The 24,358-nt window shown below is 67.3% G+C and carries 24 protein-coding genes; 13 read left to right on the top strand and 11 right to left on the bottom strand.

Translation table 11 applies throughout. The annotated features are described in order from the left end of the window. Nucleotide 1: 1 nt before the first annotated feature. Together A5759_RS15445 and bluB are read right to left on the bottom strand one after the other, a co-directional pair. A complete protein-coding gene (locus A5759_RS15445; RefSeq protein WP_066841261.1) occupies nt 2-760 on the bottom strand; it encodes a LamB/YcsF family protein in 759 nt (252 codons plus the stop codon). Then, nucleotides 757-1,428: a 5,6-dimethylbenzimidazole synthase gene (gene bluB, locus A5759_RS15440; RefSeq protein ID WP_068199162.1), complete on the bottom strand. Its 672-nt coding sequence runs from the start codon at nt 1,426-1,428 to the stop codon at nt 757-759. Before bluB ends, A5759_RS15445 begins: the two co-directional genes overlap by 4 nt. 92 nt (nt 1,429-1,520) lie before the next feature. Between bluB and A5759_RS15435 the strand changes: the two genes are divergently transcribed. From A5759_RS15435 to A5759_RS15420, 4 genes are read left to right on the top strand one after another with little or no spacing between them, the layout of a single operon-like run. Next, nucleotides 1,521-2,447, top strand: a complete 927-nt coding sequence (locus A5759_RS15435; RefSeq protein ID WP_068199160.1) for a metal ABC transporter solute-binding protein, Zn/Mn family — start codon at nt 1,521-1,523, stop codon at nt 2,445-2,447. Beyond that, a complete protein-coding gene (locus A5759_RS15430) occupies nt 2,434-3,237 on the top strand; it encodes a metal ABC transporter ATP-binding protein (protein WP_068199158.1) in 804 nt (267 codons plus the stop codon). The genes A5759_RS15435 and A5759_RS15430 overlap by 14 nt, the downstream gene beginning before the upstream one ends. Continuing rightward, nucleotides 3,237-4,103 carry a metal ABC transporter permease gene (locus tag A5759_RS15425; RefSeq protein WP_068199156.1) on the top strand — a complete coding sequence of 289 codons (867 nt, stop codon included), beginning with the start codon at nt 3,237-3,239 and terminating at the stop codon, nt 4,101-4,103. Before A5759_RS15430 ends, A5759_RS15425 begins: the two co-directional genes overlap by 1 nt. A 32-nt stretch (nt 4,104-4,135) precedes the next feature. Then, nucleotides 4,136-5,236 carry a substrate-binding domain-containing protein gene (locus tag A5759_RS15420; RefSeq protein WP_068199154.1) on the top strand — a complete coding sequence of 367 codons (1,101 nt, stop codon included), beginning with the start codon at nt 4,136-4,138 and terminating at the stop codon, nt 5,234-5,236. On the opposite strand, the gene A5759_RS15415 is transcribed toward A5759_RS15420, so the two are convergent. Genes A5759_RS15415 through kstR form a run of 3 tightly spaced genes read right to left on the bottom strand, consistent with a single transcriptional unit; the run spans nt 5,233 to nt 7,534 of the window. Further along, entirely contained in the window at nt 5,233-6,171 is a 939-nt protein-coding gene (locus tag A5759_RS15415) for a phosphotransferase (RefSeq protein WP_068199152.1), read from the bottom strand. The genes A5759_RS15420 and A5759_RS15415 overlap by 4 nt on opposite strands. Nucleotides 6,172-6,173: 2 nt before the next feature. After that, nucleotides 6,174-6,926: a trehalose-phosphatase gene (gene otsB, locus A5759_RS15410; RefSeq protein ID WP_068199150.1), complete on the bottom strand. Its 753-nt coding sequence runs from the start codon at nt 6,924-6,926 to the stop codon at nt 6,174-6,176. 2 nt (nt 6,927-6,928) lie between these two features. Then, nucleotides 6,929-7,534 carry a cholesterol catabolism transcriptional regulator KstR gene (kstR, locus tag A5759_RS15405; protein WP_165593330.1) on the bottom strand — a complete coding sequence of 202 codons (606 nt, stop codon included), beginning with the start codon at nt 7,532-7,534 and terminating at the stop codon, nt 6,929-6,931. 273 nt (nt 7,535-7,807) lie between these two features. Here kstR and A5759_RS15400 point away from each other — a divergent pair, with 273 nt between their 5' ends. Beyond that, nucleotides 7,808-9,952, top strand: a complete 2,145-nt coding sequence (locus tag A5759_RS15400) for an acyl-CoA dehydrogenase (RefSeq protein ID WP_068199147.1) — start codon at nt 7,808-7,810, stop codon at nt 9,950-9,952. On the opposite strand, the gene A5759_RS15395 is transcribed toward A5759_RS15400, so the two are convergent. Together A5759_RS15395 and A5759_RS15390 are read right to left on the bottom strand one after the other, a co-directional pair. Beyond that, nucleotides 9,949-10,437 carry a hypothetical protein gene (locus tag A5759_RS15395; RefSeq protein ID WP_064428274.1) on the bottom strand — a complete coding sequence of 163 codons (489 nt, stop codon included), beginning with the start codon at nt 10,435-10,437 and terminating at the stop codon, nt 9,949-9,951. The genes A5759_RS15400 and A5759_RS15395 overlap by 4 nt on opposite strands. Nucleotides 10,438-10,540: 103 nt before the next feature. Continuing rightward, nucleotides 10,541-11,599: a ferredoxin--NADP reductase gene (locus A5759_RS15390; RefSeq protein WP_068199251.1), complete on the bottom strand. Its 1,059-nt coding sequence runs from the start codon at nt 11,597-11,599 to the stop codon at nt 10,541-10,543. Nucleotides 11,600-11,801: 202 nt separating this feature from the next. Here A5759_RS15390 and hsaA point away from each other — a divergent pair, with 202 nt between their 5' ends. The 4 genes from hsaA to hsaB are packed head-to-tail and all read left to right on the top strand — an operon-like array spanning nt 11,802 to nt 15,394. After that, nucleotides 11,802-12,986, top strand: coding sequence for a 3-hydroxy-9,10-secoandrosta-1,3,5(10)-triene-9,17-dione monooxygenase oxygenase subunit (gene hsaA / locus A5759_RS15385; protein ID WP_064419296.1), 1,185 nt, complete (start codon nt 11,802-11,804; stop codon nt 12,984-12,986). A gap of 11 nt (nt 12,987-12,997) precedes the next feature. Continuing rightward, nucleotides 12,998-13,912 carry a 4,5:9,10-diseco-3-hydroxy-5,9,17-trioxoandrosta-1(10),2-diene-4-oate hydrolase gene (hsaD, locus tag A5759_RS15380; RefSeq protein ID WP_068199145.1) on the top strand — a complete coding sequence of 305 codons (915 nt, stop codon included), beginning with the start codon at nt 12,998-13,000 and terminating at the stop codon, nt 13,910-13,912. Further along, nucleotides 13,909-14,808, top strand: coding sequence for an iron-dependent extradiol dioxygenase HsaC (hsaC, locus tag A5759_RS15375; RefSeq protein WP_068199144.1), 900 nt, complete (start codon nt 13,909-13,911; stop codon nt 14,806-14,808). The genes hsaD and hsaC overlap by 4 nt, the downstream gene beginning before the upstream one ends. Before the next feature lie 19 nt (nt 14,809-14,827). Then, nucleotides 14,828-15,394: a 3-hydroxy-9,10-secoandrosta-1,3,5(10)-triene-9,17-dione monooxygenase reductase subunit gene (gene hsaB, locus A5759_RS15370; RefSeq protein WP_064399250.1), complete on the top strand. Its 567-nt coding sequence runs from the start codon at nt 14,828-14,830 to the stop codon at nt 15,392-15,394. A gap of 5 nt (nt 15,395-15,399) precedes the next feature. On the opposite strand, the gene A5759_RS15365 is transcribed toward hsaB, so the two are convergent. Further along, nucleotides 15,400-16,167, bottom strand: a complete 768-nt coding sequence (locus tag A5759_RS15365) for an alpha/beta fold hydrolase (RefSeq protein ID WP_068199139.1) — start codon at nt 16,165-16,167, stop codon at nt 15,400-15,402. Nucleotides 16,168-16,177: 10 nt separating this feature from the next. Then, nucleotides 16,178-17,134 (bottom strand): LysR family transcriptional regulator, encoded by a 957-nt coding sequence (locus A5759_RS15360; protein ID WP_068199135.1) that lies wholly within the window; start codon nt 17,132-17,134, stop codon nt 16,178-16,180. 70 nt (nt 17,135-17,204) lie between these two features. On the opposite strand from A5759_RS15360, the gene A5759_RS15355 reads away from it, so the two are divergent. Genes A5759_RS15355 through A5759_RS15340 form a run of 4 tightly spaced genes read left to right on the top strand, consistent with a single transcriptional unit; the run spans nt 17,205 to nt 22,724 of the window. Then, nucleotides 17,205-18,569 (top strand): MFS transporter, encoded by a 1,365-nt coding sequence (locus A5759_RS15355; RefSeq protein ID WP_064399247.1) that lies wholly within the window; start codon nt 17,205-17,207, stop codon nt 18,567-18,569. Further along, nucleotides 18,566-19,312 (top strand): 3-hydroxybutyrate dehydrogenase, encoded by a 747-nt coding sequence (locus A5759_RS15350; protein WP_064419300.1) that lies wholly within the window; start codon nt 18,566-18,568, stop codon nt 19,310-19,312. Before A5759_RS15355 ends, A5759_RS15350 begins: the two co-directional genes overlap by 4 nt. Beyond that, on the top strand, nt 19,309-21,204 hold the full coding sequence (locus A5759_RS15345; protein ID WP_068199250.1) for an acetoacetate--CoA ligase: 1,896 nt from the start codon (nt 19,309-19,311) through the stop codon (nt 21,202-21,204). Before A5759_RS15350 ends, A5759_RS15345 begins: the two co-directional genes overlap by 4 nt. 59 nt (nt 21,205-21,263) lie before the next feature. Beyond that, complete coding sequence (locus A5759_RS15340) at nt 21,264-22,724, top strand: HNH endonuclease signature motif containing protein (protein ID WP_082962141.1); 1,461 nt, start codon at nt 21,264-21,266, stop codon at nt 22,722-22,724. A 26-nt stretch (nt 22,725-22,750) separates the two neighbouring features. Here the strand turns inward: A5759_RS15340 and A5759_RS15335 are convergent, their stop codons facing one another. Together A5759_RS15335 and A5759_RS15330 are read right to left on the bottom strand one after the other, a co-directional pair. After that, on the bottom strand, nt 22,751-23,926 hold the full coding sequence (locus A5759_RS15335; protein ID WP_068199133.1) for a pyridoxal phosphate-dependent aminotransferase: 1,176 nt from the start codon (nt 23,924-23,926) through the stop codon (nt 22,751-22,753). Beyond that, nucleotides 23,926-24,357 carry a helix-turn-helix domain-containing protein gene (locus A5759_RS15330; RefSeq protein WP_064399244.1) on the bottom strand — a complete coding sequence of 144 codons (432 nt, stop codon included), beginning with the start codon at nt 24,355-24,357 and terminating at the stop codon, nt 23,926-23,928. The genes A5759_RS15335 and A5759_RS15330 overlap by 1 nt, the downstream gene beginning before the upstream one ends. Between the last annotated feature and the right edge of the window lies 1 nt (nt 24,358).

Genomic DNA, 24,358 nt, shown 5'->3' with positions numbered 1-24,358 from the left:
ATCAGGTGAAGGGGGCGATCTCCACGCCCTCGGCCAGCAGCCTGTCGCGTACCGCCGTGGCGATCTGCACGGCGCCCGGTGAGTCACCGTGCACGCAGATCGAATCGACGGTGATCGGAATCGTCGAGCCGTCGACCGCGTCGACGCGCCCGTCCGACACCATCGACGCGATCCGGTCGGCGATGACGTCGGTGTCGTGCAGGACGGCACCGCGCTGGCGTCGGTCCACCAGCCGGCCGTCGGGACGATAGGCCCTGTCGGCGAACGCCTCGGGCACCGTGCGCAATCCGAGCTGTTCGGCCTCGCGGAAGAACGCCGAGCCGGTGAGCCCGAGCACCGGAAGGGCGGGATCGACGTCGTGCACGGCCTCTGCGACCGCTCGGGCCTGATCGTTGTTGGTCACGATCGCGAAGTACAGCGCCCCATGAGGCTTGACGTAGGTGACGGTGGATCCGGCAGCGTGCGCGATCGCCTGTAGCGCGCCGATCTGGTAGATAACGTCGGCCTTGAGATCCTCGGGTGTCGCGTCGATGAACCGGCGGCCGAAGCCGGGCAGATCGCGATAGCTGACCTGCGCGCCGATCCGCACGTCGCGCTCGGCCGCCGCTCGGCAGGCCCGCACGAGCAGGGCCGGGTCGCCGGCGTGGAAGCCGCAGGCGACGTTGGCGCTGGTGACGATGTCGAGCATGGCATCGTCGTCGCCGAGGCGCCAGACCCCGAAGCCCTCACCGAGGTCGGCATTCATGTCGACGGTTCTCATGTCGGTGACTCCGCGGATGTCGATGACGGCCAACGGTTTTCGGCGACGAATTCGCTCAACGGGCGTCCAGTCGTCCATTCGTCGATCTCGAGCTGGGGACGATCCGGAAACTCGGGGACCGGGCCGAGGCACAGGATCGCCACGGGCTCAGCGCCGTTCGGCATGTAGAGCAACTCGGCGAGCCTGTCCGGTTCGAAGATCGACACCCAACCCATGCCGAGCCCCTCTGCGCGCGCGGCAAGCCACAGGTTCTGTATCGCGCAGGAGACCGAGGCCAAATCCATGTGTGGAAGGGTGCGACGCCCGAACACATGCTCGTGTCTGCCGTCGCCCAGCGCAACGACGAGGAGCTCGGCGCACTCCAGGATCCCTTCGACCTTGAGAGCCAGGAACTCCTCGCCACGTGGCCCCAACGCCTCGGCGGTCCGCACACGCTCCTCGTCGACGAGGTCATGGATGCGTGCCCGCAACCGGTCGTCGGTGATCCGGACGAATCGCCATGGCTGCATCAGGCCGACGCTCGGTGCGGCGTGTGCGGCCTGCAGCAGCCGCACCAGTACGTCTTCGGGTATCTGCGTGCCGGGCAGGAACCGGCGCATGTCGCGGCGTTCGGCGATCACCCGATAAACCGCGCGGCGTTCTTCGACGTCGAACGCGTGCTGGTTCACGCGGCCAGCTTAGACATTCGGGGACCACCGTGACGCCGGCCGCGCGGTCCGGGCAGCGCCCACTAATGGAAACGGTTATCGTTATCGGTGTGATGACCCCCCGCATTGCCCGCACGATCCTCGCCGGTGCGCTGCTGGCCGCGCCGTTCGCTTTGGCGGCGTGCGCCGGCAGTGACGAGCGAGCCCAGGAGGCGAGTACCGTTCCGTGTCCGGTCCGGCCGGTCGACGTCGTCGTCAGCGTGGATCAGTGGGGTGACATCGTTTCCCAGTTGGGCGGTGCCTGCGCGGAGGTCTCCACGGTGCTGGCCGGCTCGGCGGCCGACCCCCATGACTTCGAGCCCGCACCGTCGGATGCGGCGAAATTCGACGGGGCGCAGCTCGTGGTCCTCAACGGAGGTCACTACGACGAGTGGGCGGTCAAGCTGGCCGCGAGCACGGCCCCGGACGCGCCGGTCGTGGCGGCGATGGCCGTCGACCACGAAGACGGGGCCAACCCCCATGCCTGGTACGACCCCGCCGCGGTGACGGCGCTGGCCGACGCGGTCACCGCGCGACTACGCCAACTCGCGCCGGAGGCGGCGGGCTACTTCGACGAACGTCGCGTCGCGCTCGCGCAGAACCTCAAGCCGTACCATGAGCTCATTGATTCCCTGAGGGCCAAAGCGTCCGGCAAGAGCTATGCGGCGACCGAGACGTCATTCGATGACATGGGTGCGGCGCTCGGTCTGGCCAACCGCACCCCGCGCGGCTATCAGGTCGCATCGTCCAACGACTCCGAACCGTCCCCGGCCGACCTCGACGCCTTCTTACAACTGTTGTCCGATCGCGGCGTTGACGTCCTGGTCTACAACGTGCAGACCGAAGGCTCTGTCCCGCAACAGCTTCGGGCAGCGGCCGAGCAGTCGGGGCTTCCGGTGGTCGAGATCACCGAGACGCTGCCGCCGGACGCCGATTCGTTCCAGAGCTGGCAGGTCGACCAGTTGATCGCACTCGGCGAGGCGCTCGGTGTCGCAACCTAGTTCCGAACCTGAGGTCGAGCCCGACGTCGAGCAGACGGCGCTGACCTTCGAGGACGTCAGCGCGGCGCGCGGCGGGCGGCTGATCTGGTCGGAGGCGACGTTCGAGGTCCCCGCCGGCGGCATCGTGGCCGTCATCGGGTCGAACGGGGCCGGAAAGACGACGCTGCTGCAGATCGTGCTCGGTCTGGTGCCGCCGGCGTCCGGACACGTCCGCGTCTTCGGCCAACCGGCCGGTGCGCTCAACAAGTCGATCGGTTACGTCCCGCAGAACTACGCGTCGGCTTCCGGCGAGGCGATCCGGGCGCGCGACGCCGTGATGCTCGGCCTCGTCGGGCACCGGTGGGGTTTCGGGTGGCCGAGTCGTGAGGACAACCGTCGCGTGGACGAGGTGCTCGCCGCCGTCGACGCGACCGCGGTGGCGGACAAACGGCTCTCCCAACTCTCGGGCGGCCAGCGCCAGCGGGTCGCGCTGGCCGAGGCGCTGGTCTCCAAGCCCCGCATGTTGATCCTCGACGAGCCGTTGGCCGCACTCGATCTGCGCAGCCAGCGCGAGATCGTCGCCGTGCTCGAGCGGATCAGCAAGGAGTTCGGGGTGACGATCCTGGTCGTCGCACATGACCTCAACCCACTGCTGGGCGTGTTGACCAGCGCCATCTACCTGCTCGACGGACACGCGCACTTCGACACGTTCGACGGCCCCGTCGACGAGACACTGCTGAGCCACCTCTACGGCACCCGAGTCGAGGTCGTTCATACGCCGCAGGGCGATCTCTACGTGCGGAGGCCGTGATGAACACGACCATCGTCGCGCTTGGCTACCAAGACCATTGGTGGCAGATCCTTATGTCGTCCTTCATGCGCAACGCGTTGATCGGCGGCACGATCGTCGCCCTGGCCGCCGGCCTGATCGGTTACTTCGTCGTCGTGCGCAACACCGCCTTCGCCGCCCACGCGCTCGCTCACATCGGGCTGCCGGGCGCGACGGGAGCGGTACTCGTCGGCGTCCCCGTCGGGGTGGGGCTCGGCGTGTTCTGTATCGGCGGCGCCCTGGTGATCGGAGTGCTGGGCCGCCGGGCGGCCGACCGCGAGGTGGCCACGGGAACCGTACTGGCGATGGCGACCGGTCTCGGGTTGTTCTTCAACTCGCTGGCGACCAAGAGTTCGAGCACGCTGACCAACGTCCTGTTCGGCAACCTGCTGGCGATCTCGCGCCAGCAGATCATTACGTTCGCGGTGCTGGTGGCGGTGCTGGCGGTGTGCATCGCGCTGATCTACCGGCCGCTGCTGTTCACGTCCGTCAACGCCCAGGTGGCCGACGCCAGGGGAGTGCCGGTGCGCGCGCTTTCGGTGGCGTTCATGGCGCTGCTCGGCCTGGCGGTGACGATGGCCGTGCAGGCAGTCGGCACGCTGCTGCTGTTCGCGCTCGTGGTCAGTCCCGCTGCGGCGGCGATCATGCTGACACCGCGACCGGGCAAGGCGATCGCCCTGTCCACGGCGTTCAGCCTCGCAGCCGTGTGGGTGGGTCTCGGCCTCTCGGCGATGTTCAACGCGCCGCCCAGCTTCGTGATCGTGACGGTCGCGTGCAGCGTCTGGGCGGTGGTGTGGGCCGGGCAGCGCGGGCTGCGACGAACCGCCGATCAGGTGCTGGTCACCTGAGCTTGAGCCGTGGTCGGCTACCCTCACGGAGCATGCCGAGGAGTCCCACGCCGCGACGGCGTGCCACGCTGGCTTCTCTGGCCGCCGAACTGAAGGTCTCCCGCACCACGATCTCCAACGCCTACAACCGGCCGGACCAGTTGTCGGCCGAACTCCGCGATCGCGTACTGGCCACCGCGAAGCGGCTGGGATACCCCGGCCCCGACCCGGTGGCGCGTTCGCTGCGCACCCGGAAGGCCGGTGCGGTCGGTCTGATGATCACCGAACCGCTCAACTATTCCTTCAGCGATCCAGCCGCACTCGACTTCGTGGCCGGCTTGGCCGAGTCGTGTGAAGAGGCCGGGCAGGGACTGCTGCTCGTCGCGATCGGCCCCAACCGCAGCGTCAGCGACGGGACGGCGGCGATCCTCGCTGCCGGGGTGGACGGTTTCGCCGTCTATTCGGCCTCCGACGACGACCCGTATCTCGCGACCGTCCAGCAGCGGCACCTGCCGATGGTGGTGATCGACCAGCCCAAGGACGTGCCCGGTGCCTCGCGCGTGTCCATCGACGACCGTGGCGCCATGCGCCAACTCGCCGAACACGTTGTGCAGCTGGGTCATCGGGAGATCGGCCTGCTGACGATGCGGCTGGGCCGGGATCGGCCGAAGGGCGGGGCAGGGCCCACGGCGGCCGACCCGCAACGACTGCAGACTCCGCACTTTCACGTACAGCGCGAACGCATCGCAGGGGTTCGTGACGCGATGAGTGCAGCCGGGCTCAACCCCGAATCGTTGACCGTGGTGGAGAGCTACGAGCACCTGCCGACGTCGGGCGGGGCGGCCGCGGCAGTCGCCTTGGCAGCCAATCCCCGGCTCACCGCGTTGATGTGCACTGCGGACGTACTGGCCCTGTCGGCGATGGATTACCTACGGGCGCGGGGCATCTACGTTCCCGGCGAGATGACGGTCACCGGATTCGACGGAGTGCCCGAGGCGCTGCGGCGCGGTCTGGCCACCGTCGCACAGCCCAGCATCGAGAAGGGTCGCCGGGCGGGACGGCTGCTGCACCACCCGCCACGATCGGGTCTGCCCGTCGTGGAAGTCCTCGACACCGAGCTGGTCCGGGGCCGCACGGCGGGACCGCCCGCCTAGAGCGCGGTGACCGGTGGGGATGCCCGCCACTGCTGGACCATCGGTGCGATACCCGAGGTGAGCATCGGCAGCTCGGGAGCCATCGCCAGCGCCGCGACCATCGCGAGCCTGCCGGCCGCCTCGGTGATCCGCAGAACACGTTCATCGGTCGGGCGCAGCCCTATGGAGACCGCCGCCGCGTCGTAGGCGGCGAGGGCGTCGGCGCCCACCATCGCGAGGTCCGATTCGACCGCACCGAGCGTCACGAGTTCGAAGTCCGACCACATCTCGCCGTCCGGTGTGGTGATCATGTTGTGGTATGGCGCGTCACCGTGAATGGGCTGGACGTCGACGCCGGGGAATGCGGACTGAAAGGCCGCGCGCGAGGTCAACACTGGGCCGATGACATCCCATTCGCGTTGCGCCCGTTCGAGATCGGGTGTCGGAATGAGTTCGGGCAGGTTCCTCAACGCCGCCAGCCCCTCCGGTATATAGGAGCCAAACGGCGCCCAGAAATCCAGCTCCCCGTCGTAGTCGCGCAACGCGGCGTGCAGCTGCGCGGTCTGCTGCATGCGGCGATTCAAATCCGGGTTCGGATCGGGGACCTGCTCAACGAACTGCCAGAACGTCATCGAAAACCCGTCGCGGCGAACGGGTTCGGCGGGCACCAACGGGCTCGGTGCCACTACCGGATGCCCACGCTCGGCGAGCCATCTGGTGACGGCGAGCTCTGCGCGCTGTTGCCGGGTCTGCACATCCGGATTTCGGGTGTACGACGGCGGCAGGACCGTGGGCACTCGGACGACGACCGGCTCGGGATGAAGGTGGACGATCACGGAGAACACGTCGTAGAGCACGCGGGGATCGTCGCTGCGCAGGCCGAGGTCGGCCCCGGCGGCGACGGCCGCGGCAACTGCGGAAGCGGTCCGCTCGGCGATCTCGGCGTCGGTCAGCACCGTCAACCCGATTGCGAGCGGCGCGCGTCGAGCAGGTAAACCAACGCTGCCGCAACGTCTTGCGGCGATTCGACGCGATAGGCCGCCAACGTATCGCCCGGCCCGATCTTCACCCCGACGTCGTCACCGCGAAGACGACGGAACGCCTTCTCATCGGTGACGTCGTCGCCGAAGAACACCACGGCGTTCGCGTTCTCCTGCTCTCGCAGGATGTCGATCGCCTCGCCCTTGTCCGTCTGGATCACCGCGAACTCCAGCACTTCCTTGCCTTCGGTCAGCTGGGCATCCCAGTCGGTCGACGCCTCGCGAGCCGCGGCGAGCGCGGCCGCGCCGTCGTCCGCCGAGGCGTTGCGCACGTGCAGCGCGACGCTGGCCGGTTTGGTCTCGACCGTGACACCCGGCTTACCCGAGGCGATCTTTAGCAGCTCCGACGTGATGCGCTGCAGCGCAACGTCGTCGACCTCGTGCGTGAATCCCGTGTCGAACTCGGCACCGTGGCTGCCGACAAGATGCACCGCAGGCGGCATCCCCGACAACTCGCGCAGCACCTCGAGCGCGCGTCCGGAGATCAGCGCGGAAGCCGTGTCGGGCAGGTCGGCGAGCGCGACCAACGCGTCCGCGGCCTCGGCGAGTGGCCGGGCGTCGCCCGGGTTACTGACGATCGGCGCCAGCGTGCCGTCGAAATCGGAGGTGATCAGCAGCCGTGGCGTCGCAGCAGCCGAAGTGAGCGCGCGCTGCAGATCGGCTGGAAGCACGCCTAGATCTTAGGATGCTCTCCGTCGCCGATCAGCAGCCGCACAGCGAGGTCCAGCCGCTTGCTGACGTCGGTTGCCGAGGCCCGCCTGGTGAGCCAGGCGAGCAGGTTGGACAGCCAGACATCGGAGATGACGCGCGCGATGTGGTACTGGTCCTCGGTGGGCTCACCGTCGCTCATGGCGCGGGCGAACATCGAGTCCATCAGCTTGCCGACGTGGTCGACCTCACCGGCCGCCGACGCGTCGGCGAACACGAACGCTCGCGTCATCGCCTCGGTCAACAACGGATTGCGCTGCATCGCGCGGTTGAGCTTGCCCACCATGATGTTCAGCCGCTGATACGGCGTGCCACCGGCCAGCGAGGCGCGGTCGGTCTTGGCGTCGATGCGCTCGAACTCGCGACCCAGTGCGGACACCAGCAGGTGCACCTTGGACGGGAAGTACCGGTAGAGGGTGCCGACCGCGACATCGGCCCGTTCGGCAACGGCCCGCATCTGGACGGCTTCGTAGCCGCCCTTGGAGGCGATGGCCAGCGTCGCGTCCAGGATGCGCTTGCGGCGCTCGCGCTGGGCTTCTGAGCCGAGCTCTGACTCGGACAGGACCGCCACGTTCATCACCTGGCGTGGTCGAGATTCCGACCCCGAGCCCGGGTTGGCGGCTGCTGGCTGGGACGGGCCGGACATGCGGCGGGCTTCTCCTTCGTTACGCGTTCTCGCTGGAAACGATACGCATGCCGATGCACTTTTTCTCACCCCGATGTCGCCGATGGCACCGATGTGTCCTGCTGTAATGGCGGTCGACTTGACGGTCGGTCGCTGGCACTATTAGAACACGTTCTAGTGAGGAGCACCGCCTTCTCACCCAATAGCTAGGAGTGGACGGTGTCGCTCGCATCCCCGGGGACCATTGCCGACGACCAGGCAGCCGTGAGGGAGCTGGTGCGTGACTGGGCAACAGCTTCTGACGTCGTCACCGCCGCGCGAGACGTCGAGCAGGGGCAGGCGGACGCCTGGCGCCGGGCCTATGCGGGGATGGCCGAACTGGGGATCTTCGGGGTGGCGTTACCGGAGGCGCACGGCGGCGCCGACGGCACGGTCGACGACCTGTGCGCGATGGTCGACGAGGCGGCGGCCTCGCTGGTGCCCGGCCCGGTAGCGACGACCGCACTGGCCACGCTCGTGTTCGAATCGCCGGAAGTGCTGCAGGCGCTGGCTTCGGGTGAGCGGGTTGCCGGGGTGGCGTTGACGGCCGACCTGCGCTTCGCCGACGGCCGCGCCTCGGGCACCGCGGACTACGTGCTCGGCGCCGATCAGGCGGGGGTGCTGCTGCTGCCGGCAGGCGACGTCTTCGTCACGGTCGATGCCGGCGCGGACGGCGTGACCGTCGAGCCGCTGAAGGCCACCGACTTCTCCCGGCCGCTTGGGCGGGTCGTGCTCGAGTCCGCGCCTGCCGAGGCGGTCAGCGCTCCGGCGCAGCGAGTGATCGACGTCGCCGCGGCCGTGATGGCGGCCGAGGCCGCGGGTCTGGCCCGCTGGGCGCTGCAGACCGCGACCGAGTACGCGAAGGTGCGCGAGCAGTTCGGCAAGCCCATCGGCAGCTTCCAGGCCATCAAGCACATGTGCGCGGAGATGCTTCTGCGGTCCGAGCAGGCCTCGGTGGCCGCCATGGATGCGGCAAGAGCCGTTTCGGAAGGCGACGAGAACCAACTCTCGATCGCCGCTGCGGTGGCGGCTGCGGTCGGAATCGAGGCCGCCAAGGCCAACGCCAAGGACTGCATCCAGGTGCTGGGCGGCATCGGGATCACCTGGGAGCACGACGCGCATCTGTATCTGCGCCGCGCCTACGGCATTTCGCACTTCCTCGGCGGAGCGCCGCGCTGGTTGCGCCGGGTCGCGGCGTTGACGCAACAGGGTGTGCGCCGGGATCTGCGTATCGACCTCGAATCGGTTGAGGGTCTGCGACCCGAGATCGCCGCTGCCGTCGCGGAAGTCGCTGCCCTACCCGTCGAGAAGCAGCAGGCCGCACTCGCCGACGCGGGCCTGCAGGCGCCGCACTGGCCCAAGCCGTACGGCCGCGGGGCCGGGCCCGCCGAACAGCTGCTGATCGACCAGGAGTTGGCGGCCGCCGGTGTCACCCGGCCCGACCTGGTGATCGGATGGTGGGCCGCGCCAACGATTCTCGAACACGGCACCCCCGAACAGATCGAACAGTTCGTCCCCGCGACGCTGCGCGGCGAACTGCTGTGGTGTCAGCTGTTCTCCGAGCCGGGCGCCGGATCGGATCTGGCCGCGCTGCGCACCAAAGCCGTACGCGTCGACGGCGCGACCGCGGGCGGCGCAAGGGGCCCGGGTTGGAAGTTGACCGGCCAGAAGGTGTGGACCTCCGCGGCGCACAAGGCCGCGTGGGGCGTCTGCCTGGCGCGCACCGACCCGGACGCGCCGAAACACAAGGGGATCACGTACTTTCTGGTCGACATGAAGTCGCCGGGCATCGACATCCGCCCGCTGCGCGAGATCACCGGCGACAACCTGTTCAACGAGGTGTTTTTCGACGAGGTGTTCGTGCCCGACGAGATGGTCGTCGGCCAGGTCAACGACGGGTGGCGACTGGCCCGCACCACGCTGGCCAACGAGCGGGTCGCGATGGCTCACGGCACCGCGCTCGGCAACCCGATGGAGGAGTTGCTCAAGCAGGTCGCCACGCTGGACTTCGACGTGGCCGGTCAGGACCGCTTGGGTTCGTTGATCGTGGCGGCTCAGGTCGGCTCACTGCTGGATCAGAAGATCGCCGAACTCGCTGTGGGAGGGCAGGATCCGGGCCCGCAGGCCAGCGCGCGCAAGCTGATCGGCGTGCGCTACCGGCAGGCGCTGGCCGAACTGCGGATGGAACTGTCCGAAGGTGGCGGCGTGGTCGAGAACTCGACGGTGTTCGACTTCCTCAACACGCGCTGCCTGACCATCGCGGGCGGCACCGAGCAGATCCTGCTCACCCTCGCGGGTGAACGGCTTCTGGGCCTACCCCGCTAACTGAATGAGGCCTGCGCGCACGCGTCCGGCGAGGTGATGTTGACCCCGCTGTAGACCACCTGGATGTGCGAGCACACGATCAAGGGAACGTCGGTGCGCGGCGCTCCCGTGCGCTGATCAACCGGCCAGGCGATCCCGCGGAGTTGGAACTTCTCGGGCGGTCCGCCCCCGAAGTAGATGGTCGTGAACTCCACGTCGGTGAGCGATTTGAACGACCGGGTGTTCGGGGCGTCGAAGTTGAAGTTTCCGACGTACACGCCCCGGTCCATGGTGCGCAGCGTGGTGGTCTGGCGGGCCCACAGGTCGCCGGGGAAGCCGAGAACGTCCGGGCCGCGGCGCAGATTGGCCCTGGCGTCGAACAAGCACTTGGCCTCGGCCGCGATGCAGTTCGCGGTCGCGTGCATCTCGAGGTTGGTGCCGGGGTCGACCGGGATCGACGAGTCCGCGGTGTCGACGGCCGCGGCCGCCGTCGGGGTGGGTGCCATGAGCGTCAGCGCCAGCAGCACCGCCGAGATCGCCGCAGCGACGCCGGTCAACCGGTTCGTCACGTTGCTCCCCTTCCACGTGCGGCGAATGCTAGCCCGCGCGCTATTCGTCATAGGTGACTTCGACCGAATCCGAGCGGGGTAGGGCCTGGCAGCCCAGGATCAGACCCTCATCGAGGTCGGACTGCTCGAGGACGTCATTGACGTCCATCTCGACGTCGCCGCTCTTCTTCAGCACGGCGCACGCGCCGCAATGGCCCTCGCGGCAGGAGAACGGCGCGTCGAGTCCCTTGTCCAGCAGCACGTCGAGCAGTTTGGCGTTGCGGGGCCAGCGCACCTCGTGGGTTTCGCCGTCGAGCGTGACGATCGCCGTGGCCGGCCCCTCGTCGCTGTCGTCCTCCTCGATGACCACCGCCGCGAACGGGTCGGAGTCCAGCGACTTGAACACCTCGATGTGCACCCGTTCGGCGGGCAGTCCTGCGCCCTTGACCGCCTCCTCTGCCGCGGCCATGAACGGCCCGGGGCCGCAGATGTAGGCGTCGTGGCTCGTGTAGGGAGCGGTCAAAGCGGCCAGCGCCGCCGCGCTCGGCAGACCCTGCACCGTTTCCAGCCAGTGCACGACGACCAACCGCTCGGGGTACTTCTCACTCAGCTCACGCAGCGCCGAGCCGAAGATCACCGACTTCTCGTCGCGGTTGGCATAGACGAGCACGACCTTGCCGCTGCCCTCGGCCAGCGCTGACTTGCAGATCGACATCATCGGCGTGATCCCGGAACCCGCGGCCAGCAGCAGGAAGTCGGTGTCCAGCGTCTTGGGCACGAACGTGCCCGAAGGCGCGAGCACGTGGATCTTCATGCCGGCGTGCGCGTGGTCGCACAACCAGTTCGATGCGTACCCGTCGGCGGTGCGCTTGACGGTGACGGTAAGCCGGTCGTCGGTGAACGGGGAACTGCACAACGAGTAGCACCGCGCCACCGAACCCGTCCGGTCGCTGGGCACGCGCAGGGTCAGGAACTGCCCCGGCGCGTACCGCAACCGTTCGGCGGGGATATCGGCGCCGGAGGGCACGCTGAACACCAGCGAGCGCGCGTCGTCAGTCTCGGTGACGACATCGGCAAGTTCCAACTCGAGCACGTGGCTGCCGAGTGGCTCGTCGGTCACTTTCGTGTCCACCTCTCACGTCCGCCGGCCCTGCGATCCAGGGCAATAACTAGAACAGGTTACAGAAATGCATGTGTGCAGGTCCAGGTCCTACAGGTATGCCCTACTCGACATGAATCGTAACGTGTTCTAATCTGACGGCTAAGCGGTTCGCGCTTCGCGTGCGTGCTCATCGCAGTCCGTCCTATCGGGAGGCACATCAGTGACGTCCATTGAACAGCGTGACGTGCAGTCGGTCCTAGCCGGGATCGACGACCTCCGGCCGCTGATCGCCAAACGCGCACAGGCGACCGAAGACCTGCGCCGCCTCCCCGACGACACCGTCAACGAACTGAACGAGGTCGGCTTCTTCAAGCTGCTTCAGCCCGAGCAGTGGGGCGGGATGCAGTGCGATCCGACGCTCTTCTACGAGGCGGTGCGCCGCCTGGCCAGCGCCTGCGGTTCGACCGGTTGGGTCAGTTCGATCATCGGCGTCCACAACTGGCACCTCGCGCTGTTCGACCAGAAGGCGCAGGAGGAGGTATGGGGCGAGGACCCGGCCGTGCGGATCTCCTCGTCGTATGCCCCGATGGGTGCGGGCACCGTCGTCGACGGCGGCTACATCGTCAACGGCTCGTGGAACTGGTCGTCCGGTTGTGACCACGCCACGTGGACGTTCGTCGGCGGCCCGGTGATCAAGGACGGCAAGCCGGTCGACTTCGGCAGCTTCTTGATCCCGCGCTCCGAATACGAGATCGACGACGTGTGGCATGTGGTCGGCCTCAAGGGAACCGGAAGCAACACGCTCAAGGTCAAAGATGTGTTCGTGCCGCGGCACCGCTTCCTGTCCTACAAGGCGATGAACGACCGCACCGCGGGCGGGCTCCAGACCAACACCGCCCCGGTCTACAAGATGCCTTGGGGCACAGTGCATCCCACCACCATCTCCGCTCCGATCGTCGGTATGGCGTACGGCGCGTACGACGCGCACGTCGAACATCAGGGCAAGCGTGTGCGCGCGGCGTTCGCGGGGGAGAAGGCCAAGGACGACCCGTTCGCGAAGATCCGCATCGCGGAGGCCGCCAGTGATATCGACGCGGCCTGGCGCCAGCTGATCGGCAATGTCGGCGACGAGTACGCCCTGCTGAAAGCGGGCGAGGAGATCCCGTTCGAGTTGCGCGCCCGCGCCCGCCGCGACCAGGTCCGCGCGACCGGCCGCGCGATCGCCTCGATCGACCGCCTGTTCGAGGCCTCCGGCGCCACCGCGCTCAGCAACGACGCACCGGTGCAACGGTTCTGGCGCGACGCCCATGCCGGGCGCGTGCATGCCGCCAACGATCCCGAACGCGCCTACCTGATCTTCGGCAACAACGAGTTCGGGCTGCCGCCGCAAGACACGATGGTTTAACGGAAGGCCAGATGACCTCATACATCCAGGAGACCGAGCAGCAGGTCGAGGTCACCTTCGAATCGACGTCTCGGTACGCGCAGGTCCGCGCCGGTGAACGAGACATGCGGCTGCACTACCACGAGGCCGGTGTCGGCCACTCCGAGACGGTGGTGTTGCTGCACGGCGGCGGGCCGGGAGCGTCGAGTTGGTCGAACTTCTCCAAGAACATCGCGGTGCTGGCCAGGCACTTTCACGTCATCGCCATTGACCAGCCCGGGTACGGTCACTCGGACAAGCACACCGAACATGAGCAGTACAACCGCTACAGCGCGAACGCGGTGCTCGGGCTGTTCGACCACCTGGGCATCGAACGTGCTGCGCTGGTTGGTAACTCGCTCGGTGGCGGGACCGCGGTGCGGTTCGCGCTCGACAACCCCAAGCGGGCGGGCCGGCTGGTGCTGATGGGCCCCGGCGGGCTGTCGGTCAACCTCTTTGCGCCCGATCCCACCGAGGGCGTCAAGCTGCTGGGCAAGTTCACCGCCGAGCCCACGCGCGAGAACATGGAGAAGTTCCTGCGCATCATGGTTCACGACCAGAAGCTGATCACTCCCGAACTGATCGACGAGCGGTTCGAGATCGCCAGCCGGCCCGAGTCGCTGGCCGCGGCCAAGGCGATGGGAATGTCGTTCGCGGGTGCGGACTTCGAGCTCGGCATGATGTGGCGCGAGGTGTACAAGCTGCGTCAACCGGTGCTGTTGATCTGGGGTCGCGAAGATCGCGTCAACCCGCTCGACGGCGCGCTGGTGGCGCTCAAACAGATTCCGCGGGTTCAGCTGCATGTCTTCGGGCAGTGCGGACACTGGGCTCAGCTGGAGAAGTTCGACGAATTCAACAAGCTCACCATCGACTTTCTGACGGTCAAACCCAAGGAGGTTGCGCGATGACCATCAAATCGCTTGGCTACCTTCGGATCGAGGCCACGGACGTCGCGGCGTGGCGCGAGTACGGCCTGAAGGTACTCGGCATGGTAGAGGGCTCCGGCGAGACCGACGGTGCGCTCTATCTGCGGATGGACGAGTTCCCGGCCCGGCTGGTGATCGTGCCAGGAGAACACGACCGGTTGCTGCAGTCCGGCTGGGAAACCGCCAACGCCACTGAGCTGCAGGACATCCGGAACCGGCTCGACATCGAAGGCGTGCCGTACAAGGAGGCCTCGGCTGCCGAGCTGGCCGAACGCCGCGTCGACGAGATGATCCGCTTCGACGACCCGTCCGGTAACACGCTCGAGGTCTTCCACGGTGTCGCGCTCGAGCACCGTCGCGTCGTCAGCCCGTACGGCCACAAGTTCGTCACCGAGCAGCAGGGCCTGGGCCACGTGGTGCTGACCACCCGTGACGACGCCGAGACGCTGCACTTCTACCGGGATGTGCTGGGGTTCTACCTGCGTGACTCGATGCGGCTACCACCCCAGCTCGTCGGACGGCCCGCCGACGGCGCGCCCGCGTGGCTGCGCTTCCTCGGGGTCAACCCGCGCCACCACAGCCTGGCGTTCATGCCGGGTGAGACGCCGAGCGGCATCGTTCACCTGATGGTGGAGGTCGAAAGCGCCGACGATGTCGGGCTCTGTCTGGACCGCGCGTTGCGGCGCAAGGTGCCGATGTCGGCGACGCTGGGTCGCCACGTCAATGACAAGATGCTGTCGTTCTACATGAAGACGCCGGGCGGCTTTGATGTCGAGTTCGGTTGTGAGGGTTTGCAAGTCGAGAATGAAGACTGGGTCGCGCGGGAAAGTACCGCGGTCAGCCTATGGGGCCACGACTTCAGCGTCGGCTTCAAGTGACGGTGAAGATCACTCGATAATGGCGGCCGAACCGATCGATCCGCGCACATTCCGCAGCGTGCTCGGACAGTTCTGTACGGGCATCACGGTGATCACGACGATCCACGACGGCGTGCCGGTCGGGTTCGCGTGCCAGTCGTTCGCCGCGCTGAGCCTGGATCCACCGCTGGTGCTGTTCTGCCCGACGAAGATGTCGCGGTCGTGGCAGGCGATCGAGGCCAGCGGTAATTTCTGCGTGAACGTGCTGCACGAGAACCAAAAGGATGTTTCGGCGCGGTTCGGCTCGAAGGAACCCGACAAGTTCGCCGAAATCGAGTGGTATCAGTCCAAACTCGGCTCGCCGGTCATCGAAGGCACGCTCGCTCACATCGACTGCTCGGTGCATTCGGTGCACGACGGAGGCGACCACTACGTCGTATTCGGCGCTGTGCATTCGCTGTCGGACGTCCCGCACCGCAAGCCGCGGCCGCTGCTTTTCTACCGCGGGCAGTACACCGGTATCGAGCCGGAGAAGAACACGCCCGCCCAATGGCGTGACGATCTCGAGGCCTTCCTCACCGCGACCACCGACGACACCTGGTTGTAGGCGCGCTACAACAACCCGTCGATGAAGTCGACGATCGCGGCCGCGACCTCTTGGTGCATGGTCTCGTTCAGAATGTCGTGACGAGCCCCCTCGAACTCGGCGAGGCGCAGCGCGTCGATCTGCTCGGCGTAGGCACGTACCGCCCCGACCTGGGCGAGGGGGTCGTTTGAACCGTGCACGGCCAGTGTCGGCACCGTCAGCTTCGGCAGCACCGCGCCGAACCGGTCCCAGGCCCGGTCGAGCTCCCGCACCAGCGCCACACCGTCGGCGTCGACGAACGTCAATGGATCGTTCGCCAGCAGGTCGAGGTAGAACGGGTCCTCGGACAGCCAACTCGGCTCGAGGGCCAGTGAGGTGTCGCTGTCGAGCATCGCCGGGATCGGTACCAGCGGAGCGCCGGAGACGATACCGCCGGCGTAACGGTCGGGCTGGTCGAGCAACCGGAACAGCGTGACGATCGAGCCGAACGAATGTCCTTGTGCGATCAACGGTATTCCGGGAGTGGCGCTTTCGGCGAGCGAGATCAGGTCGTCGGCCAGTGAGGAGCTGTCCTCGGTCGATCCGAAGTCACCGCGGGTGCCCGGGCTGAGCCCGTGGCCGAACTGGTCCACCGCCCAGAGGTCGAAGCCCGCGGCGTTGAGTGCGAAGCCGTAACGGTGGTAGAGACCGGTGTGCTCGCCGAAGCCGTGCAGGAAGATCACCGCCGCGCGGGGCTGCGGCGACGCCCAGTGGCGGTAGTAGGCCCGACCCTTCGGGTGGTCGATGAACGGCATACCGACGACGTTAGCCCTTGCCCAGTAGCACGTCGTGCTGGTCGTCCATCCGATCGCGAATCGCGTCGACGACGGCCGCCACCTCCGGCCGCCGCAGTGTTTCGCCGCGGGTGACGAGCCAGTACGTCAGCCGCACCGAAACCTCGGTGCGCAGGACGCGTACGAGATCGGCGTGGCGGTCGGCCATGAAGCAGGGCAGCAGCCCGAGGCCCGCGGCCGCGCGGGTCGCCTCGACGTGGACGAAAACGTTCGTGGACGTGACGGATTCGCGCATCGCGGGCGCGAAGCTCGTCGCCGCATCGAGGTCGTCGACCTGCAACATCGAGTCGATGAAGTACACCAGCGGATAACGGTTCAGATCGGCTACGGTCCTCGGCGTACCGTGCTCGGCCAGGTAGTCGCGGGACCCGTAGAGGCCGAGGCAGTAGTCGCCGAGCCGGATCGCCCTGGCCCGATGGACACGGGGTTCGCCGACGACCACCTCGACGTCCAGCCCGGACCTCTGCTGGGTCGCACGGCGGGTGGCGGCGACGATCTCGACCGCCACATTCGGATGCTGCCGCTGAACGCGCGCGGCGGCGGGTGCCGCGATGTAGGCGGAGAAGCCGTCGGTGGCCGAGATCCGGACGACACCCTCGAGCGCGCGCTCGCCGGCGGGATCGACGGCAAGTGATCGCACGGCCGACTCGATGGCTTCCGCGGCGGCCAGGGCGTCGCGTCCGAGTTCGGTGAGTTCCCATCCGCCCGCGCCGCGGGCGAGCACCCGTCCGCCCACCGACTCCTCGAGCGCGGCGATGCGCCTGGAGATCGTGGTGTGGTTGAGGCCGAGTTCCTCGGCGGCCGCGTTGTACCGTCCCGATCGGCCGACCGCCAGCAGCACCAGGAGGTCATCGGCGCTCGGTCGTCGCCGAGCCGGCGGCTGCGTCATGTGTGCATTTTTGCAGATACTCCCTGCGCCTTTCGCCATTGCCCGGGGGCGTATCTGCGTGAATACTCACAGGCGACTTGTCTGCCATCACAACCCGAAGGAGTGTGCGATGGGTGTCACCAACGCCGACAGCGGCGCCGCGCCGGTCCCCACCGGGCTCAAACGCGTCGTGGTCGCCTCGATGGCAGGCACCGTCGTCGAGTGGTACGAATTCTTCCTCTACGCCACCGCCGCCACCCTGGTCTTCAACAAGGTGTTCTTCGCAGAAGGCACCAGTGAGGCGAGCGGTCTGATCGCCGCACTGTTGACCTACGCCGTCGGATTCGTGGCACGGCCGCTGGGCGGAATCGTCTTCGGGCACTTCGGCGACAAGTACGGGCGCAAGAAGCTGCTGCAGTTCGCGATCCTGCTCGTCGGTGCAGTCACCTTCCTCATGGGCTGCCTGCCGACCTACGCGCAGATCGGCGTGTGGGCGCCGATCCTGCTGGTGGTCCTGCGGTTCATGCAGGGCTTCGCGGTCGGAGGCGAATGGGGCGGAGCGGTCCTGCTCGTCGCCGAGCACAGCCCCAACGACAAGCGCGGCTTCTGGGCCAGCTGGCCGCAGGCGGCGGTGCCGGTGGGCAATATGCTCGCCACCGTCGTCCTCCTGGTGCTGACCGCCGCGCTGCCGGAGACGGCGTTCTTGTCCTGGGGATGGCGGGTCGCGTTCTGGCTGTCGGCCGTGGTGGTGCTGATCGGGTACTACATCCGGACCAAGGTCACCGACGCCCCGATCTTCGTGGCCGCACAAGAGGAGGTCGAGCGCGCCAAGGCCGTCTCGTACGGGGTGGTCGAGGTGCTGAAGCGTTATCCGCGTGGAGTTTTCACCGCGATGGGCCTGCGGTTCGCCGAGAACATCATGTACTACCTGGTGGTCACCTTCTCGATCGTGTACCTCAAGACGCACGTCGGCGCCGACACCAGCGACATCCTCTGGTGGTTGCTGGTCGCGCACGCCGTGCACTTCGTGGTGATCCCCCAAGTGGGGCGCTTGTCTGATCGGTTCGGTAGGCGGCCGGTGTATATCGTCGGGGCGATCCTCGGAGGCACGTGGGGCTTCTTCGCGTTCCCGATGATGAACAGCGGTTCCTATGCGTTGATCATGGCAGCCATCATCCTCGGGCTCGTCATCCACGCGCTGATGTACTCACCGCAGCCGGCGATCATGGCCGAGATGTTCCCGACTCGTATGCGGTATTCCGGTGTCTCCCTTGGCTATCAGGTGACATCCATCGTCGCCGGATCGCTCGCGCCTGCCATCGCCACCTGGCTGCTGGACAGGTTCGACTCAGCAGTTCCCATCGCTCTCTACCTCGCGGGCGCGTCAGCGATCACCCTGGTGGCCGCGTTGTTCAACCGTGAGACCAAAGGCCTCGACCTCGGGACGCTCGACGCCGCCGATCGCGATCAACTCGCCAAGGCGGGTGTCGTATGAGCGATCTCGACGGGCGCACCGCGTTGGTCACCGGTGGCGCAAGCGGGATCGGCGCGGCTTGTGCGCATGCCCTCGCTGAGCGCGGGGCGACGGTCACCGTCGCGGATCTGGACGAGGAAGGCGCCAAGAAGGTTGCCGACGAGATCGGTGGAAGGCCATGGGCTGTCGACCTTTCCGACGTGTCAGCGCTCGAGGACCTTCGGCTGCAGACCGACGTCCTCGTCAACAACGCCGGGGTGCAGCACGTCAGCCCGATCCACGAGTTTCCGCCCGAGCGATTCCGCTTCATCCTCGCGTTGATGCTGGAAGCGCCGTTCCTGTTGATCCGCGCGGCGTTGCCGCACATGTACGAGCAGGAGTTCGGACGCATCATCAACATCTCCTCGGTGCACGGTCTACGCGCCTCGGAGTACAAGAGCGGCTACGTCACCGCCAAGCACGGTTTGGAGGGGCTGTCGAAGGTGACCGCTCTGGAGGGCGCGCCGCACGGCGTCACAAGCAACTGTGTCGACCCCGGCTATGTGCGTACCCCGCTGGTGACCAAGCAGATCGCCGATCAGGCCCGCACCCACGGGATCGACGAGGATAAGGTGGTCGCCGACATTCTGTTGAAGGAGAGCGCGATCAAGCGACTTGTCGAACCCGAAGAAGTTGCCTCCCTGGTCACCTGGCTCGCCTCGCCGGCCGCAGTGATGGTGACCGGAGCGTCGTACACGATGGACGGTGGGTGGAGCGCCCGATGACCGCAACTCCGCAATGGACACCCACCGAGGACGATGTGGCCGGAGCGCGCGTCACCGACTTCGCACAGTTCGTGCAGCGCCGCACCGGCCGAAATCACCCCGACTACGAGACGCTGTGGCAGTGGTCGACCGACGAGCCGGATGAGTTCTGGGCCGCGTTGTGGGACTACTTCGACCTCGGCGATCGCCCGGAGCAGGTGCTCACCTCTGCTGAAATGCCTGGAGCGCAGTGGTTTCCGGGCGTGCAGCTCAACTATGTGGATCAGGTGATTCGCAACGCCCGGTCGGACCGGCCCGCCATCCTGTACCTGCGCGAGGGTGGGGATCCCGTCGAGGTGTCGTGGGCCGAGTTGTTGGGACGCACGGCGGCGTTCGCGCAGACGCTGCGCGACCTCGGTGTGAGCGCCGGCGACCGGGTCGTCGGATATCTGCCCAACATTCCCGAGGCCGTGATCGCGTTCCTGGCGACGGCCAGCATCGGCGCGATTTGGAGCGCGTGCGGCCAGGACTATTCGGCCAAGGCCGCACTCGACCGTCTCGGTCAGCTCGAACCCACCGTGCTGGTGACCACCGACGGCTATACCTACGGCGGCAAGTTCCATGACAAGGCCGCCGAAATCACCGCGCTGCAGAAGGGATTACCAACGCTGCGTGCGACGGTGATGGCACCCGACATGGCGGGCAGCAGTAGCAAGGAGTTGACCACGACGCCGGTCGACTTCGCCCACCCGCTGTGGATCCTGTTTTCCTCGGGCACCACCGGGTTGCCCAAGGGCATCATTCACGGCCACGGCGGTGTGCTGGTCGAACACCTCAAAGCCGTGAGCCTGCAGTCCGATATCGGACCGGACGACATCTTCTTCTGGTACACCAGTCCCAGCTGGATGATGTGGAACTTCCAGGTGGCGGGCCTGCTGGTCGGATCGACGATCGTCTGCTACGACGGCAGTCCCAGTGTGCCGCGTCCGGATGTGCTCTGGGAGATCGCGGCGCGGGTCAAGGCGACGGTGCTGGGGACGAGTCCGGGCTATGTGCTGGGCTGCGCGAAGGCCGGCGCGGTGCCGCGCAAGGAGCACGACCTGTCGGCGCTGCGCACGGTCGGCATCACCGGCTCGTCGCTCCCCCCATCGTCGTCACTGTGGTTGCGCGACAACGTCGGTGAGCACGTGCAGGTGTCCTCGATCAGTGGCGGCACCGACGTGGTGTCCGCTTTCATCGGCGGGGTCCGCACGGTCCCGGTATGGCCGGGTGAGCTGTCGGCGCCGTACCTCGGATGCGCCCTGGACTCGTGGGACGAGTCCGGAAAGCCGGTGCGCAACGAGGTCGGCGAGCTGGTGGTGACCAAGCCGATGCCGTCGATGCCGGTCGGCTTCTGGAACGATCCCGACGGGTCACGTTACCGCGCAGCGTATTTCGAGATGTATCCCGGGGTGTGGCGGCACGGGGACTGGATCACGATCACCGATCACGGCAGCGTCATCGTGCACGGCCGTTCGGACTCGACGTTGAACCGGCACGGTATCCGGATGGGTAGCGCCGACATCTACCAGGCGGTCGAACGGCTGCCCGAGGTGGCCGAAGCCCTGATCATCGGCGTCGACCAGCCCGACGGCGGATATTGGATGCCGCTGTTCGTGGTCCTCGCCGAGGGAGCCGAACTGACCGACGAGGTGCGCGACCGCATCAAGAACGCCGTCCGCGAAGAGGTCTCGCCGCGGCATGTGCCCGACGAGATCATCGCTGCGCCAGGTGTTCCGCACACCCGCACGGGCAAGAAGCTCGAGGTGCCGATCAAGAAGCTGTTCCAGGGCGCCGACGCCGCGAAGGTGGTCGAGCGCAGCGCCGTCGACGACCCGGACCTGTTGGACTGGTACGTCACACAGAAGCGCTGAGTTATCCCGACTCATTCGGGTGTTCATTCTTGTCGCCCAGGCGTGGCATAATCGAACACGTGTTCGAAGGCGTGGATGAAGCGGGGTTGGTGGCCACCATCGAGGAGGCCACCCGCGCCGAAGCGTCCGCGGGCGCATTGCGCACGGCGGCGATCGGGGAGCTGATGTCGCGCCGCGGTGTCGGCGACGACGATCATCCGCGTGCGTTGTGGGCGTGTGATCCGTGGGCTTCGACCGCTGCCGAGGTCACCGCGGCCATGAACATCAGCCACGGCAGGGCCTGCGGGCAGATGCGCATCGCCGAAACCCTGCGCGATCGCCTGCCCAAGGTCGGTGCGCTGTTCGGCGCGGGCCGGCTCTCGGCGCGCGTGATCGGGATACTCACGTGGCGTACCCGGTTGATCGCCGACGACGCGGTTTGGGCGCAGGTCGATGCGGCGCTGGCCGAACGGGCGGACGAGTGGGGACCGCTGTCGGAAGACGATCTGCGCATCGGCGTGGACGCGTTGGTGCTGCAGTACGATCCCGACGCGGTGATCGCCAGCCAGGCCCGCGCCCGTGGCCGCGATTTCAAAGTCGGGTCCTACGAAGACGAGCACGGGGCCACATCGGTGTGGGGCAAATTGCAACCCGCCGATGCCGCGGTTCTCGACCGCAAGGTCGCCGCGATGGTGGCCACCGTGTGCCCTGACGATCCGCGTTCGGCCGGTGAGCGTCGCAGCGACGCAGTCGGGGCGCTTGCGAACGGCAACGACCACCTACCGTGCGAATGCGGCTCCCCGGCCTGCCCGGCGCGGGCGGCCCAGCCCGCCCCTACATCGTCGGTGGTGGTGAATGTTTACGCCGACCAGACCGCCGTCGATGCCACCCAAGCGACACCGGAATCCGTCCGGCGCACCGCGGCCTGCCGACGGGACCCGGGCACCGCAGTGATATCCGGAGCCGGGGGTCCCGAGGTGCTGACCACCCCGATGCTGGCCGCGCTGCTGCGCAACGGTGCCACACTGCGGCCGCTGGGCGAACCGGACGAACAGCCCGAGCACGGATATCGGCCGTCGGCCAAGCTGGCCCGTCGCATCCGTGCCCGTGATCTGCGCTGCCGCTTTCCGGGATGCCATCGGCGCGCGGAGTTCTGCGATATCGACCACGTCACGGCCCACCCGAACGGGGCAACGCATCAGTCGAATCTGGCTTGCCTCTGCCGTCTTCACCACCTACTGAAAACCTTCTGGGACGGTGACTGGTCGTATCTGCTGCGCGCAGACGGCGCCGCGGTCTGGACGTCACCGACAGGCCGTACATATACGACATATCCGGGGTCTCGAAGTCTGTTCCCCGGATGGGACACAAAGGCAGCCGAGCTGCCGCCGCGGGCTAGCGGCCCACCGCATGGTGCCGGCCCGCCGCCCGGCAACCGCGGTTTGAAGATGCCGATGCGCAAGAACACTCGATCGGTCGAACGTGCCCAGCGCATCAAAGCCGAACGGGCACAGAACGCCTCGGAGTCGCCGTCGTTTTGACTCCGGTCGACGTGCGCACCGGAATGCTAATGGTGCTGCAGCTGACCCAGCCAGCTGCCGATTCGCCGGAGCGCCTCGGTGATGTCGCTCGCTGGCCCGGCGAACGACAGCCGGACGAACGTATGGCCGCGGGCCGGGTCGAAGTCGATGCCCGGTGCGATCGCAACTCCGGTGTCGGCGAGCAGCTTCGAACAGAACGACAGCGAATCAGACGTGAGATGCGACACGTCGGCGTACACGTAGAACGCTCCGTCAGTCGGGGCCAGGCGATCGATGCCGAGGCCGCGCAGACCGTCGAGCAGCATCTGCCGGTTGGCGGCGTAGTGATGAAGCAGCGCGTCGGACTCCGCGATCGACTCCGGGGTGAACGCCGCGATCGCGGCGTACTGCGGCAGCGTCGGCGGGCAGATGGTGAAGTTTCCGGTGAGACGGTCGACCGCCCGCTGCAGCTCCTTCGGAACCAGAAGCCAGCCGAGCCGCCAACCTGTCATCGCGAAGTATTTCGAGAAGCTGTTCACCACAATCGAATCCCGTGACGTCGCCCAGGCGCAGCTGACGGCGGGAGCACCTTCGTAGACCAGCCCGTGATACACCTCGTCGCTGATCAACCGGACACCGCGCGATGCGCACCACGAAGCGATCGCAGCGAGCTCGTCCGGCGGAATCACCGTGCCTGTCGGGTTGGCGGGGCTCGCCACGATGACACCCTGCACGGGCGGGTCGAGTTCCTCGAGCATCTGCACCGTCGGCTGAAAACGGGTTTCGGCGCCGCAGGGGATCTCCACGACCTCACAACCCAGCGCGGAGAGGATGTTTCGATAACAGGGGTAACCCGGGCTGGCGATCGCGACCCGGTCACCGACGTCGAAGCAGGCCAGGAACGCCAGTAGGAAGCCACCCGACGAGCCCGTGGTGATGACCACGTCATCCGGATCCACCTGCAGGCCATGCTGTTCCAGGTACGAATGCGCGATTGCTGCGCGCAGTTCCGGGATCCCGAGCGCGACGGTATATCCGAGGACGGTCGTCTCCAGCGCCTCCTTGGCGGCTGCCCGCACGGCTGCGGGAGCACCCGCGCTGGGTTGGCCCGCGGACAGGTTGACCAGGTCACCGTGGCTGCGCTGCCGCTCGGCGGCGGCCAGCCATACGTCCATGACGTAGAACGGAGGGATCCCTGACCGCAGCGAGATCTTCCCGGTCATCATCCGTGATCCTCGCACGCCGGCTCGGCGAGGCCGCGCAGCACGGCACAGTCCGCGCCCGGGCCGCCGTCGCAGTCGACACTGGCCACATCGAGAAGCCTCGCGATGTCGCGCTCGAGCGCATGTAGCTCCGCGAGCTTGTCGCGGATGGAAGCAAGATGCGTCTCGGCCACCTCGCGCGCCTCAATGCAGGACCGGTCGGTGTCCTGCAGCAGGCACGCCAGGGTTCGCACCTGGGCGACCGCAAAACCGAACTCCCGGCAGTGCCTGATGAACGTCAATCGCCCGATGTCGTCGCGGCGGTAGCGTCGTTGACCGCCCACACGGCCCGGCGGTGGCAACAGGCCGATTTCCTCGTAGTAGCGGATGGTGGACGGCGTTGTCCCAGCTGCCCGTGCCAGTTGCCCGATCTTCAGTTCCGTCCGAGCCATC

This window comes from Mycobacterium sp. 852014-52144_SCH5372336 (genome assembly GCF_001665615.1).
In the GTDB taxonomy this organism is placed as follows: Bacteria; Actinomycetota; Actinomycetes; order Mycobacteriales; family Mycobacteriaceae; genus Mycobacterium; species Mycobacterium neumannii_A.
Note: the sequence above shows the minus strand (reverse complement) of the source record. Positions and strands in the feature narration are given on the sequence as shown.

What these genes read in the sequence shown, in the direction of transcription:
- hsaD (WP_068199145.1), top strand. Translation starts at nt 12,998, where the DNA reads ATGACCTCATACATCCAGGAGACCGAGCAGCAGGTCGAGGTCACCTTC.
- A5759_RS15360 (WP_068199135.1), bottom strand. Translation starts at nt 17,134, where the DNA reads ATGGCGAAAGGCGCAGGGAGTATCTGCAAAAATGCACACATGACGCAG.
- A5759_RS15365 (WP_068199139.1), bottom strand. Translation starts at nt 16,167, where the DNA reads ATGCCGTTCATCGACCACCCGAAGGGTCGGGCCTACTACCGCCACTGG.
- A5759_RS15355 (WP_064399247.1), top strand. Translation starts at nt 17,205, where the DNA reads ATGGGTGTCACCAACGCCGACAGCGGCGCCGCGCCGGTCCCCACCGGG.
- A5759_RS15395 (WP_064428274.1), bottom strand. Translation starts at nt 10,437, where the DNA reads ATGGCACCCACCCCGACGGCGGCCGCGGCCGTCGACACCGCGGACTCG.
- A5759_RS15425 (WP_068199156.1), top strand. Translation starts at nt 3,237, where the DNA reads ATGAACACGACCATCGTCGCGCTTGGCTACCAAGACCATTGGTGGCAG.
- hsaC (WP_068199144.1), top strand. Translation starts at nt 13,909, where the DNA reads ATGACCATCAAATCGCTTGGCTACCTTCGGATCGAGGCCACGGACGTC.
- A5759_RS15345 (WP_068199250.1), top strand. Translation starts at nt 19,309, where the DNA reads ATGACCGCAACTCCGCAATGGACACCCACCGAGGACGATGTGGCCGGA.
- A5759_RS15445 (WP_066841261.1), bottom strand. Translation starts at nt 760, where the DNA reads ATGAGAACCGTCGACATGAATGCCGACCTCGGTGAGGGCTTCGGGGTC.
- hsaB (WP_064399250.1), top strand. Translation starts at nt 14,828, where the DNA reads ATGGCGGCCGAACCGATCGATCCGCGCACATTCCGCAGCGTGCTCGGA.
- A5759_RS15435 (WP_068199160.1), top strand. Translation starts at nt 1,521, where the DNA reads ATGACCCCCCGCATTGCCCGCACGATCCTCGCCGGTGCGCTGCTGGCC.
- A5759_RS15350 (WP_064419300.1), top strand. Translation starts at nt 18,566, where the DNA reads ATGAGCGATCTCGACGGGCGCACCGCGTTGGTCACCGGTGGCGCAAGC.
- A5759_RS15330 (WP_064399244.1), bottom strand. Translation starts at nt 24,357, where the DNA reads ATGGCTCGGACGGAACTGAAGATCGGGCAACTGGCACGGGCAGCTGGG.
- A5759_RS15420 (WP_068199154.1), top strand. Translation starts at nt 4,136, where the DNA reads ATGCCGAGGAGTCCCACGCCGCGACGGCGTGCCACGCTGGCTTCTCTG.
- A5759_RS15335 (WP_068199133.1), bottom strand. Translation starts at nt 23,926, where the DNA reads ATGACCGGGAAGATCTCGCTGCGGTCAGGGATCCCTCCGTTCTACGTC.